Source organism: Mycolicibacterium vaccae NBRC 14118 = CIP 105934, assembly GCF_001552715.1.
Taxonomy (GTDB): Bacteria; Actinomycetota; Actinomycetes; order Mycobacteriales; family Mycobacteriaceae; genus Mycobacterium; species Mycobacterium vaccae.
The window spans coordinates 59347-71426 of record NZ_BCRS01000006.1 but is presented as its reverse complement, the minus strand read 5'-3'; the positions used below and the strand labels follow the sequence as shown (position 1 = coordinate 71426).

Genomic DNA, 12080 nt, shown 5'->3' with positions numbered 1-12080 from the left:
GCAGAGCAACCCGATGAGCACCGTCGGGTTCGTCGGTGCGGGCCGCATGGGTGCCCCGATGGTGGAGCGCCTCGTCAAGGCCGGCCACGAGGTGCGGGTGCTGGGCAGGTCGACCGAGAAGTGCGCCGCCATCTCAGAACTCGGCGCCACCGCGGTGACCGGACTCGACGAGGTAGCCGTCGGCGCCGCCGTGGTGGTGATCTGCGTCTTCACCGATGCCCAGGTGCGCGAGACATGTCTGGACGGCGGACTGCTCGCCGCCATGCCAGCCGATTCGGTGCTGGTCGTGCACACCACTGGCAGCCCGCGCACCGCCGACCTGCTGGCCGCGGCGGCGCCGGGGATCTCCGTGCTCGACGCGCCGGTCAGCGGTGGACCGCACGATATCGCGGCCGGGAACATCACGTTGTTCGTCGGCGGGGATGCGACGGCCCTGGAGTCGGCCCGTCCCACGCTGGCCGCGTACGGTGACCCGATCCTGCATGTCGGGGGTCTGGGGGCGGGCCAGTGGGTGAAGCTGTTGAACAACGCGATGTTTGCCGCGCAGCTCGGAATGTTGCGTGAGGCAGCCTCGTTCGCCGCGCACGTGGGAGTGCGCGAGGACGGCTTGCTGGAAGCGGTCGGGCACGGAAGCGGGGCCAGCCGCGCCGCCGAGATCGCCGGTGCGCGGGGGTCGGTGCAGTCGTTCATCGAGTCGGTCGGCGAGTTTCTCGGCAAGGATGTCGCAGTGGTGCGCGAGGTGGCCGCCGAGGTGGGCGGCGACCTGGGCTTACTCGAAGGGCTTCTCGACGTGGTGGTCGGCGCACCGGCCGGCGGGAAGCCTGACTGAGGACCAACACCGCAGAATCCATTGCTGGACCACAGGAAACTGTTAGCGTTACGGTAAACGCACTTCTCGTAACGCTTCCGGCCCCAGTAGCCGCGACGGAGGAACACCGATGACCGCTCCTGAACTCCACTTCGATCCCGTCTCGCAGGACTACTTCGACGATCCGTATGCGATCTATCGGCGGATGCGTGACGAGGCGCCGATCTACTACAACGAGCATCAGGATTTCTACGCGCTGACCCGGCATGCGGATGTCGCGGCTGCACTCAAGGACCACGAGGCGTTCTCCTCAAGCCAGGGCTGCGACCTCGACATGATCCGCTCCGAAGACAAACCGATGAAGTCGATCATCTTCATGGATCCGCCGGACCACCGACATATGCGCAGCCTGCTCAACAAGGCTTTCACCCCACGCGCGATCCAGTCGCAACGCGAGACGGTCATCGAACTCGTCGAGCACTACCTGAGCAAGGTCGACCCGGACAACTTCGACGTGGTGCAGGACTTCTCGGGCCCCTTCCCGGTCGAGGTGATCACCCGGATGGCAGGCGTGCCCGAAGAGTTCCGGCAGCAGGTCCGGCATTGGATCGACGTGGGACTGGAGCGCGAGCCCGGCCGAATGGGACTGAGCGAGCGGAGCATGCAGGCCCACATCGACTCCGGTATGTATTACTACAGCTTGACGCAGGAGCGACGGCGCAATCCTCAGGACGACATGATCAGCCGCTTGATCGCCGCGGAGATTCCCGGCGAGAACGGCGAGATGCGCAAGCTCGACGACATCGAGATCACCGGCTTCACCTCATTGTTGGGCGGCGCTGGGGCCGAGACGGTCACCAAGTTGGTCGGCAGCGCAGTGGTCGAATTCGCCCGCCATCCCGAGCAGTGGCAGATGCTGCTCGACGATCGCAGCCTGGTCCCCGCCGCCGTCGAGGAACTGTTGCGCTACGTCGGACCGGTGCAGTACAACGTGCGCTTCACCCTCAAAGAGGCCCACGTGCCCAGCGGCACCATCCCGGCGAACAAGCCGGTGTTCCTGATGAAGGCGGCCGCCAACCGAGATTCCCGCGCCTTCGACGACGCCGAGACATTCGACATCACCCGCGACCGCGCCCAGTCGCAGAACCTCGGGCTGGGCTACGGCATTCACAGTTGCCTCGGCGCGGCACTGGCTCGGATGGAGACCGCGATCGCGCTGGAGCACCTGCTGGACTTCATGCCGCGTTTCGAGGTCGATTTCGACGGCTTGCAGAAGGTGCACATGCAGAACGTCGCCGGATATCACCATGTGCCGGTGAGGGTGCTGAAATGAGCCAGAAGATTGTGGTCGATTTCGGCCTGTGCGAGAGCAACGGGGTGTGCATGGGCATCATCCCGGAGGTGTTCGATCTCGACGAAGACGACTACCTGCACGTCCTGCAGGACGAGGTGACGCCGGAGAACGAACAGGGGGTCCGGGAGTCGGTACGCCAATGCCCGCGACAAGCGATCTCGATCGTCGACGAGTGACCGCCGCCGAACTCGTCTTCGACCCGTTCTCCGAGGAGTTCTTCAACGGCCCCTGGGAGCTGTACCGGCGTCTGCGCGACGAGGCGCCGGTGTACTACAACGCCGAGCACGACTTCTACGCGTTGTCCCGGCACGCCGACGTCGCTGCGGCGTTCAAGGACTACGAGACGTTCTCGTCGGCCTACGGTCTCGATCTGGCCATGGTGAAGTCCGGCGCGCCGGTGCCGATGAAGATGATCATCTTGATGGATCCGCCCGAACACCGGCAGATGCGCAGCCTGGTCAACAAGGTGTTCACGCCGCGTCAGATCGCGAACCTGAAGCCGATGGTGGTCGAGACCATCGACCGATGCTTCGCTGCGGCCGATACGGACCGCTTCGACGTTGTCCAGGATTTCGCGGCATTCTTCCCGGTCGAGGTGATCACCCAGATGTTGGGTGTGCCGGCGCACCGCAGGCAGCAGGTGCGCCGATGGGTCGACACCTCGCTGCATCGCGAGCCCGGTCAGATCGAGATGTCCCCCGAGGGCCAGGAGGCCGTGGCGCAAGCCATGGGGCTGTACTTCGAACTGATCCAGCAGCGCCGCGACGAACCTCAGGACGACATGTTCACCCGCCTGGTACAGGCCGAGATCGAACGCGAGGACGGACAGAAGGAACGTCTCACCGACGTCGAGATCGCCGGCTTCGCAACCCTTCTGGGCGGTGCCGGCGCGGAAACCGTGACCAAGCTGATCGGCAACGCGGCCGTGACGTTCGCCCAGAACCCCGATCAGTGGCAGAAGCTCCTCGACGACCGCAGCAAGATTCCGGCAGCGGTCGAGGAACTGTTGCGTTACGAGGCGCCCGCCCAGTACAACGTGCGACGCTCCATGCGCGAGGTCACCCTGCACGGCGTCACCATTCCGGCGGGTAAACCCGTTTTCCTGCTGGGCGGATCAGCCAACCGGGACCCTGCGGCATTCACCGATGCCGAGAAGTTCGACATCGACCGGGACCGCACCGAGGCGCAGAATCTCGGCTTCGGTTACGGGGTGCACAGCTGCCTGGGTGCGGCGTTGGCCCGGATGGAAAGTGCGATCGCGCTGGAACGGCTTCTCGACTTCATGCCGCGCTACGAGGTGCTGTGGGACGACTGCCGGCGGGTGGCCATGCAGAATGTCGCGGGCTGGTCCCATGTGCCCGTGCGAGTGCTCAGCTAGCGGAATGCGTTTCGTTCTCGTTCACGGCGGCTTCCACGCCGCGTGGTGCTGGGAACGCACCATCGCAGAACTGCGAACACTGGGGCATGACGCCGTGGCGGTCGACCTTCCCGGTCACGGTGCGCGGGTCGACGAGGAGTCGACCCTGGCCAATCGGCGCGACACCATCGTCTCTGCCCTGGCAGGCGCTGACGGCGAACCCGCTGTGCTGGTCGGTCATTCCGGCGGTGGCTTCGACGCCACTCTGGCCGCGGACGCGAGGCCGGATCTGGTGCGCCACATCGTCTACCTCGCGGCGGCGTTGCCGCGGGAGGGCCGCACCTACCCCGAGGCGATGGCGATGCGCGACGGCGCTGACGATCTCGGCGACGAGTTCGACGGCGACGTCGGAGAGATGTTGGGGTACTTGCGGTTCGACGATGACGGCGCGATGTGGTTCGCCGATTTCGACGGTGCGTGGAAGTACTTCTACCACGACTGCGACGAAGCCACCGCGCGGTGGGCGTTCGACCGGCTCGGCCCGGAGCGGTTCGGCGACACCACCGTCACCCCGGTGTCGGTGCCGACCTTCTGGGCTGCTGAGTTGCCTCGCAGTTTCGTCGTCTGCGAGCAGGACCGGTCGATGCCCCGCTGGCTCGCCGACACCGTAGCCCGCAGGCTCGGCGTCGATCAGCTGTCGATCGACGCATCGCATTCGCCGTTCCTGTCCCGGCCCCGCGAGCTCGCCGAGCTGCTGGTTCGTGCGACGACCACTACAGCGGTGGCGGCGTTGTCCCCCTACTGATCACCGCGGGTGCGCCGTCAGAACCCGGCGACGATGACCCCGTTGCAATCGGCCGCAGCCTGGCGTAGCTTGGCCGCCTCCTGGTACTCGTCGGAGTAGTACCACTCCTTCGCCGCATCCACCGAGTCGAACTCCAGCAGCACCGTCTGGGTGCCGTGCCACTGACCCTCGAGGGTCTCGGCCGCCGGACCGAACGCCAGCACCTTGGCGTTGGCCATCGTCTTACCGGCAAGCTTGGCGTACTCGGCCATACCCGCGGCGTCCTTGATGTCCTCGGTGATGATCACATAGCCCTTGGCCACTGTTGTGTCTCCTGCTCTCAGTCGATTTCGCGAATTGCTCGTTCGGGACAGCTGCTGATGGCCTCGCGGGCGGCATCTTCGAGGCCGGCGGGCACCGTCTCGGGGTCGGCGACGGCCCAGCCGTCATCGGTCATCTGGAATACGTCCGGGCACAGCGTCAGGCACATGCCGTGGCCGGCGCACCGGTCCTCGTCGACCATCACTTTCATCGAACGTCGAACTCCAGGTGCAGTTCGGTCAGTCCCCGCAGGATGTAGGTCGGGATGTAGTTGTAGCGCCGGCTGCCCGCCGGGCCGTGCTCGCTTTCCGAGATGCGGATGTCGGTGGTGCGGTCCAGAAGTCGCTCCAGACCGACCCGGGTCTCGGCACGGGCGAGCGGTGCGCCGGGGCAGCTGTGGATCCCGCGGCCGAACGCCAGGTGCTGTCGCGCGTTCTTGCGTGCCGGGTCGAAGGTGTCGGGGTCCTCGAAGCGGCGCGGATCGCGGTTGGCGGCGCCGTTGATGACCATCACCGTGCAGCCTGCGCCGAGTTGCTGGTCACCGATGGTGGTGGGCACGCGCGACATCCGGAAATCCCCCTTGACGGGGCTCTCGATGCGCAGGCACTCCTCGATGAAGTTCGTCAGCAGACTGCGGTCGCCACGCAGCTGCTCCTGAACGTCGGGGCGCTCCCCGATCACCTTGAGCGCCGTGCTCAGCAGTCGCACGGTGGTCTCCTGGCCGGCGGAGAACACGTTGGTCGCCACGCGGACCACGTCGCCGACCTCCGGCACGGTGCCGTCCGGGAACGTCGCCGTGGCCAGGCCGGTCAGCACGTCTTCGCGCGGCTCGGCGCGTCGATCCTCGACGTAGGTGGCGAAGACCTCGTACAGGTACTCCAGCGGTGTCTTGGTCAGCGCCTTCTCGGCGTTGCCGAGGCCGCTGCCGTGGGTGCCTTTGGCGAGCCGCTCCAGCAGTTCCGGTCGGTCGCCCTCCGGGACACCGAGCAGGTCGGCGATCACCCGCAGCGTGAACGGCGCCGCGAACCCTTTGATGAACTCGCCCTGCCCCGGCGCCAGGTAGTCGTCGAGGATGTCGTCGGCCAGCTGCCACATGGCGTCTTCGTTCTCTTTGAGACGCTTGGGCGTGATCAGGCGCATCAGCAGCGCCCGGTGGTTGGTGTGTGTCGGCGGGTCGAGCGTGGGCAGCTGGTCGCTGAACGGGATCTCGTCGCGGTGCTTCTCGATCAGCTCGGAGATGTCTTCGTCGCGGTGCTCGTCCAGCGGCACCGGGAAACCCGGGAAGGGGCCGGTCACCGAGATGCAGGACGAGAACGCGTCGGCGTCGTTGTAGACGTCGACGGCTTCCTGCCATCCGGTGACCATCGTGACGCCGTAGTGGTCTTCACGCGCCACCGGGCACTTGTCGCGCAACGCTTCGTAGAACGTGTACGGGTCGTCCGTCAGGCGACTGTCCCTGAAGAAATCCACCGCGGTGAGGTCTTCGGCCATATTCACTCCGTTCCGACGATCCCGGGCTGCGAGAACGCGATTCTCATTATTGCGTATCAGGTTTACATACCGGGCCCACGGCGTCAACGAGAACGCGCTCACTGCGATTCGGGAAGTACGCCCAACACGTTCACCGCCGCGCCCAGTAGTTGATAGCAGCCGATGGTGAACAGCAGATCCAGGATCTGACGCTCGTCGAAGTGTTCCCGCAGTGCCGACCACGTGGCGTCGCCGACGGTGTTGGTGGCGTTCAGTTCGTCGACGGTGCGCACCAGCAGTCGGTCGAGGGTGTCAACGGGGTCGCCTTCTGCGATCGCGTCGATCTCGGCGTCGGTGAGCCCCGCGCGCCGCGCGAGCGGCAGGTGGTGGTCCCACAGATAGTCCGACCGGCGCACGTGCACGGCGCGCAGCAACGCGACCTCGCGGACCCGGTCCGACAACGTCGACGCGCGCAGTAGGTGCGCGTTGAAGTGCAGGTAGGAGCGGGTCAGATCCGGATGGCGGACAAGGGTGCCCAGCACGTTGCCGGCGTCGCGGGGGTTGGCCCGCTGCCCGGGCAGCAGCGGGCTCAGTGCCGCACGGATCTCGTCGTCCCACTCCTCGTCGGGCAACGGCACCAGCCTCGGCCGGACAGCGTCGGTCATCGCTACTGGATCGGTTCGTCGCCGAGCACAGTGGTGCGCAACATCTCTCGGGCCGAACTCTCGTCGTAGGGGGCCGCCCGGTGCAGTACGCCGCGGTTGTCCCAGATGACGGTGTCGCCGACCGACCAGGTGTGGCTGTACACCTTGTCCGGAGTGGTCGCGCGGTCCAGCAGATCGCCGAGCAGCGCCCGCCCCTCCTCGAGGTCCATTCCGACGACGTAGTCCGCGGAAGCTCCGAGCACCAACGACTTTCGACCGGTCCGATGAGTCCAGACCAGCGGATGCTCGTGCGTGGGCCGCGACCGCCACCGCTGCAGCTGTTCGGGCGTCGGGTTCGGGGTGATCCGGCGCTGGGACGCCTCCAGGGAGTGCACCACGCGCAGCGTCGCGAACCGCTGCTTCTCGTCGTCGCTCAGCCCGTCATAGGCGGCGTAGGAGCTTGCGAACTCGGTCTCCCCGCCGCTGTCGGCGACCTGTTTGGCCGACAGCACGGTCGCCTTCTGCGGATACTCGTCCCCGATCGGGGTGCAACCGTCGATGTGCCAGTCGAACGTCGCCCGCAGATACGCCGCCGACGAGTTCTTCGACTTGTCCAGCGTGACCGGATAGATCCCGGCGACCGGATGGTGACCGTCCGAGGAGTGGTCGATACCACCGAGACGGCGGCAGAACTCCACCTGTGCAATGGGATTGAGATGCAGACCCGGCAGCACCAGCACCCCGTTCTCCTCCAGCGCATCCAGCAGCGCGTCCCCGAGCGCTGCGTCGACGCCCAGGTGCTGCGGGTCGAGGCCGACGACCTCGGCGCCGACGGACGCGGTGAGCTTGTTGATGCTCAGAACTTTCATCGTGGCCACGCTTCTCTCTCAGGGCACCGGGGCACCGACGCGGTCGATGACGGCGTCGGCGGAATCGGCGGGTTTCTGGGTGCCGAAGACCTCGACGGCCATCGACACCATGATCATCGAATAGACCAGGTGCAGCAGGTTGAGCACATCCTCTGGCAGATCCTGGAGCGGGAACTTGTCGCAGTAGTCGATCGCCTCCTCGAACCGCGGCGAGAACGCGTCGTAGAACTCGTGGATCTGCCCCATCGGTGTCGACAGGCGCGCCTGCCAGCGCTCGGGTTCGGTTGGCAAGCACCATTTCTCGGCGAACCGTTCGTACTCGGCGAACGCGCTGGGCAGCCGCGGTGATTCGGACACGGTCACACCCCCACCGGGCGGCGCTCGTCCTGGTACTCCTGGACCCAGTCGACCGCCGTCTTGTGCAGGTGGCGGACCAGGATCTCCTGATCACTGAGCGGATAGTCGTCGACCACCGGTTCTCCCAGGCCGTACTCCAGGGCGGCCTGGGTGCCGCCGAGCATGCCGGCGTCCTGCAGCGCGAACTCCTTGAGCACCACCGACGCCACCTCGTGCTCGATGCGTTCCCGCACGGTGCGCGCCGGGTGAAAAGCGTTGTAGGCCTCGAACTTGTGAGTGTTGTGCGAGGTAGGCCAGTACCGGTAGAGCAGATACCATCCGTGGTAGATCAGGATCTCGAGGTTCGGGAAGATCTGGAAGTTCGTGATCCCCCACGGCTCGATACCGCCGGGGTTCAAGCCGGCCGACTGATGTGTCTCGGGGGTCCGCCACGGCCCGACCAAGCCGCTGCGGGTGGCGCGCTCGACTGGGTACATGTATTCCGGAGCGAGCAGCCAGCGTCGGGTACCGGCCGTCGAGACGAGCCGGTGCGGCCCGTCGATCTGGAAATGTCCGCACTCGAACGTCGCGTTGGGCTGCCGGACCTCGGTGGGCACCTGCTGGCTGTGCAGCGAGGGTACATGGTAGTACTCCTGGAACGCGTCGGCGAAGATCTTCCAGTTGCTGTTGTTGTGCGCGACGAAATCGTAACGCTCCGTCATCATCTCGAACGGATAGTCGTCGAGCGCGGTGATCATCGGTCCGAGGAACTCGCGCAGCGACTGGCGTGGTTGGGTGTCGAGATTGATGAAGATGAACCCGTTCCACACGTCACAGTGCACGGGGGCCAGCCCGAGCTTGCCGGTGTCCAGGCCGAAGAACTCACCGGCCTGCTGGACGAAGGTGAGCTCACCGTCGAGCCCGTAACGCCACCCGTGGTACTTGCAGGTGAACTGCCGGCACACACCCTTGACTTCCTCATTGGGAAAGTCGTTCCACACCAGCTTGTTCCCGCGGTGCCGGCAGATGTTGTGGAACGCGCGGATTTCGTTGTCGCGACCTCGCACCACGATCACCGAGGTCTTGGCGACCTCGATCTCCTTGGTGAAGTGACTCCCGACGCGCGGGACCTCCTCCACCCGGCCGATGTTGAGCCAGGCGCGCTTGAAGATCGCCTCGCGCTCAAGCTCGTAGAACTCCGGTGAGACCGAGTCGCGGAACGATACCGGTCCAGTACCCAGGCCGGGGTAGTGCTCGGTCCAGCTGCCCTCAGCAGGCTTGGGCCACTTACCCATCGGAACCTCCCTTTCCTCGTGTGTGCACCTGGGAAGTCATCCCATCACCGATCCGCCGTTGACCCCGAGTGTCTGGCCGGTGATGAATCCTGCGGCTTCCGAGCACAGGAACCCCACCGCCGCGGCGATGTCCTCGCCGGTGCCGAGGTGGCCGACCGGGATGCTGGCGGCCATCTGCTCGTTGGGCGGCAGAAAGCCGGCCTGCTGCGACTGAAGTTGCATCGGGGTCTCGATACCCGAGGGCGGAATGTTGTTGACCGTGATGCCTGCCGGGCCGTACTCGCGCGCCAGCGACCGGGTGAACGAGATCAACGCGCCCTTGGACGCGGCGTAGTGCGCCATGCCGGGCGACCCCCGCTGCGCACTCGACGACGAGATCATCACGATGCGCCCCCAACCCGCGTCCAGCATGTCGGGCACGGCCAGCTGCGCGCAGTGGAAGGTTCCGTTGAGGTTCACGTCGATCAGGCGTTGCCAGTTCTGCGGGGTGATCTCCAGGAACGGGGCGAAGTCCACCAGACCTGCGCTGGTCACCAGGATGTGCACCGGCCCCAGTTCGGCACGGACTTTGGCGAACGCCTCCTCGACCGCGACCCGGTCGGTGACGTCGACGGCGACGCCGAGCGCCGGATACCCCTGGGCGCGAAGCTCTTCGGCGACGCGCCGGGCGGCGTCACCGTTGAGGTCGAGTACGGCGACCTTGTGCCCGAGCCGACCCAGCTCGTGGCTGGTCGCCTCACCCATGCCGGAGGCGCCGCCGGTGATCACCGCCACCCGCGACACGTGGGAGTCCTTGTGCATGCCGGCCCGCTCCTACTCGTAGATCATGTGCACTCGGGGACTGGTCGGCAGCGCCTGGCAGGTAACCACCCAGCCCTCGGCCACCTCGTCGTCCTCGAGAGCGTCGTTGTTGACCATGCGGGCGCTGCCCTCGACGATGCGTGCCATACATGTTCCACAGGAACCGGTCTCGCACGAGTACGGTGCCTTCAGCCCGGCCGAGCGGGCGGTCTGCAGGAGGGTGTCGCCCTTGCGGTACGCCGCGGTGGTCTTCTTGTGGTCGAGTTCGATGACGATCTCGTCGGTCTCCTGCGCGTCGGCGGCGCCGGACTCGATCGGGGTGACGGTGAACCGTTCCAGATGCAGGCGGCCCTTGGTCACACCGGCTGCCAGCAAGGTCTTCTCGACGGTGTCCATGAACGGCGCGGGGCCGCAGATGTAGTAGTCCCCGACGCCGGGGTCACCGGCGAAGGACTGGATCGCCGGCGCGCGCACCACTCCCCCGTCCTCGTCGAAGTGATGCTGGACGGTCAGCCGGTCGGGATGCGCGGCGGCCAGCCGGGTCAGCACGTCGGCGAAGATCACCGAATCACGGGCGCGGTTGGCGTAGAACAGTTTGACGGGCCGATCGGATTCGGTCAGCACGGTTCGAAGCAGCGACATGATCGGCGTAATGCCGCTGCCGCCGGCGAACGCGACGAGTGGAGCGGTCGCCGAAACCCCCTCATGGAGAACGAATTTTCCTTCGGGCGGCGCCGCGTGGAGCTCATCGCCGGCGCTGACCGTGTCGTTGATCCAGTTGGACACCACGCCGCCGGGGTCACGTTTGACGGTGATCCGCAGTTCGTCCTCGACCGGCGCGGAGGACATCGAGTAACAGCGACGCAGGTCGCGGCCGTCGAGGCTGACCCGCACAGTCAGGAACTGGCCGGCCCGGTAGCGAAAGCGGTGCGAACAGTGGTCAGGGACGTCGAGCACCAGCGACACCGCGTCGGAAGTCTCGCGCACCACCCGCGCGATGCGAAGCGGGGCGAATCCTTCTGCGCTGCGATCCTCGGCCATCCCCGCGACAGTATCAAGTACTTGTCATTCAGATCAAGTACTTGACGCTCGTGCAGCGAGATCCGGACCGAGTCCGCACCGTCAAGAGCTGATTCGCGGCCACGGTTCCGTGACGGCGAGGGACGCTTGCCGGCGCGGATGCTCCTCCCCCCATGTCATGCGCGCACGCTCACCGCCCACAGCGTGTCGATCTCAGCCTCGGCATCGGCCAGACTCTGGGACGCCAGCGGGACCAGGCCGGCCATCGCGGGGTTGTCCGCGGCCATGGTCAGCTCCGCGCTGATGAATCGAGGCACCATTCCGGTCAGCGAAAGCGCGTGCGGCAGCCAGGGTTCCGCGTGATCCCAACCCTCCCGCGGGGCGCCGCTGCCGTACCCGCCACCGCGGGCAGCAAGCACAATCAGCTCCGTGCCGGCGAGCAGACCCTGCTGGGTCACCGGGTCGAACGACACCCCGGGTACGACGATGCGGTCGACCCACGCCTTGACCACACTCGGTGGGCCGAAGTTGTAGAGCGGCAGGCCCAGCAGCACGGTGTCCGCCTGCTTGATCTCCTCGATCATCGCGACGTTGCGCGCATAGGACGCGGCCTGTGCGGGCGTGTGGTCCTGGGGCGGCACCATGGCCGCCAATCCACCAGCGGCGTCGAGATGGGGCACCAGGTTGCTGCCGATATCCCGGTAGGTCACGGTGCCCGCCGGATGGGCGGCACGCCAGCGGCCCGCCGCTCTCGCCGTCAGCCGCCGGGTGACCGATCGCTCGGCTTGGATCGACGTGTCGATGTGCAACAGATGCGGCATCTTTGCTCCTTCATGGATAGTTCGTCCCGTACGAACTGTTTGAATGCCTGTCCTTCGTCGATGCATCCCCTTACTCGCCACTGTGACGATGAGCGAGCACGTCGGCTCGCGCGCCGGTCGATCACTCGGCCACGACGCGGTCCCGCGGGTCACCTGTGACTCGGCACCCAAGAAGTCACGCGGCGCAGAAGCCCTACGCG

The 12080-nt window shown here is 66.3% G+C and carries 15 protein-coding genes; 5 read left to right on the top strand and 10 right to left on the bottom strand.

The genetic code is table 11. The features are described from left to right. Window positions 1-13 precede the first annotated feature (13 nt). The 5 genes from MVA01S_RS02485 to MVA01S_RS02465 all read left to right on the top strand — a co-directional run bounded on the left by MVA01S_RS02485 (window position 14) and on the right by MVA01S_RS02465 (window position 4324). On the top strand, window positions 14-829 hold the full coding sequence (locus MVA01S_RS02485) for an NAD(P)-dependent oxidoreductase (protein WP_040539674.1): 816 nt from the start codon (window positions 14-16) through the stop codon (window positions 827-829). Window positions 830-938: 109 nt separating this feature from the next. Further along, window positions 939-2141 (top strand): cytochrome P450, encoded by a 1203-nt coding sequence (locus MVA01S_RS02480; protein WP_003928241.1) that lies wholly within the window; start codon window positions 939-941, stop codon window positions 2139-2141. Beyond that, on the top strand, window positions 2138-2338 hold the full coding sequence (locus MVA01S_RS02475; RefSeq protein ID WP_003928240.1) for a ferredoxin: 201 nt from the start codon (window positions 2138-2140) through the stop codon (window positions 2336-2338). Before MVA01S_RS02480 ends, MVA01S_RS02475 begins: the two co-directional genes overlap by 4 nt. Further along, complete coding sequence (locus MVA01S_RS02470; protein WP_003928239.1) at window positions 2335-3540, top strand: cytochrome P450; 1206 nt, start codon at window positions 2335-2337, stop codon at window positions 3538-3540. The genes MVA01S_RS02475 and MVA01S_RS02470 overlap by 4 nt, the downstream gene beginning before the upstream one ends. A gap of 4 nt (window positions 3541-3544) precedes the next feature. Next, window positions 3545-4324, top strand: a complete 780-nt coding sequence (locus tag MVA01S_RS02465; RefSeq protein WP_003928238.1) for an alpha/beta fold hydrolase — start codon at window positions 3545-3547, stop codon at window positions 4322-4324. A 17-nt stretch (window positions 4325-4341) separates the two neighbouring features. On the opposite strand, the gene MVA01S_RS02460 is transcribed toward MVA01S_RS02465, so the two are convergent. From MVA01S_RS02460 to MVA01S_RS02415, 10 genes are all read right to left on the bottom strand, one after another. After that, complete coding sequence (locus tag MVA01S_RS02460; RefSeq protein ID WP_003928237.1) at window positions 4342-4626, bottom strand: DUF1330 domain-containing protein; 285 nt, start codon at window positions 4624-4626, stop codon at window positions 4342-4344. A gap of 17 nt (window positions 4627-4643) precedes the next feature. After that, window positions 4644-4835, bottom strand: a complete 192-nt coding sequence (locus tag MVA01S_RS02455) for a ferredoxin (protein ID WP_040539672.1) — start codon at window positions 4833-4835, stop codon at window positions 4644-4646. Continuing rightward, a complete protein-coding gene (locus MVA01S_RS02450) occupies window positions 4832-6115 on the bottom strand; it encodes a cytochrome P450 (RefSeq protein ID WP_003928235.1) in 1284 nt (427 codons plus the stop codon). The genes MVA01S_RS02455 and MVA01S_RS02450 overlap by 4 nt, the downstream gene beginning before the upstream one ends. Window positions 6116-6213: 98 nt before the next feature. Next, complete coding sequence (locus tag MVA01S_RS02445; RefSeq protein WP_003928234.1) at window positions 6214-6759, bottom strand: carboxymuconolactone decarboxylase family protein; 546 nt, start codon at window positions 6757-6759, stop codon at window positions 6214-6216. Window positions 6760-6761: 2 nt separating this feature from the next. Next, a complete protein-coding gene (locus tag MVA01S_RS02440) occupies window positions 6762-7607 on the bottom strand; it encodes a TauD/TfdA dioxygenase family protein (protein WP_003928233.1) in 846 nt (281 codons plus the stop codon). Window positions 7608-7625: 18 nt separating this feature from the next. Further along, window positions 7626-7970: a hypothetical protein gene (locus MVA01S_RS02435; protein ID WP_003928232.1), complete on the bottom strand. Its 345-nt coding sequence runs from the start codon at window positions 7968-7970 to the stop codon at window positions 7626-7628. Next, on the bottom strand, window positions 7967-9238 hold the full coding sequence (locus MVA01S_RS02430) for an aromatic ring-hydroxylating oxygenase subunit alpha (RefSeq protein WP_003928231.1): 1272 nt from the start codon (window positions 9236-9238) through the stop codon (window positions 7967-7969). The genes MVA01S_RS02435 and MVA01S_RS02430 overlap by 4 nt, the downstream gene beginning before the upstream one ends. Before the next feature lie 36 nt (window positions 9239-9274). Continuing rightward, the gene (locus tag MVA01S_RS02425) at window positions 9275-10021 is read right to left on the bottom strand and encodes an SDR family NAD(P)-dependent oxidoreductase (RefSeq protein ID WP_003928230.1); all 747 of its coding nucleotides are present in this window, start codon (window positions 10019-10021) and stop codon (window positions 9275-9277) included. 30 nt (window positions 10022-10051) lie between these two features. Continuing rightward, a complete protein-coding gene (locus tag MVA01S_RS02420; RefSeq protein WP_003928229.1) occupies window positions 10052-11080 on the bottom strand; it encodes a ferredoxin--NADP reductase in 1029 nt (342 codons plus the stop codon). A gap of 155 nt (window positions 11081-11235) precedes the next feature. Then, window positions 11236-11880, bottom strand: a complete 645-nt coding sequence (locus tag MVA01S_RS02415) for an FMN-dependent NADH-azoreductase (protein ID WP_003928228.1) — start codon at window positions 11878-11880, stop codon at window positions 11236-11238. Window positions 11881-12080 lie beyond the last annotated feature (200 nt).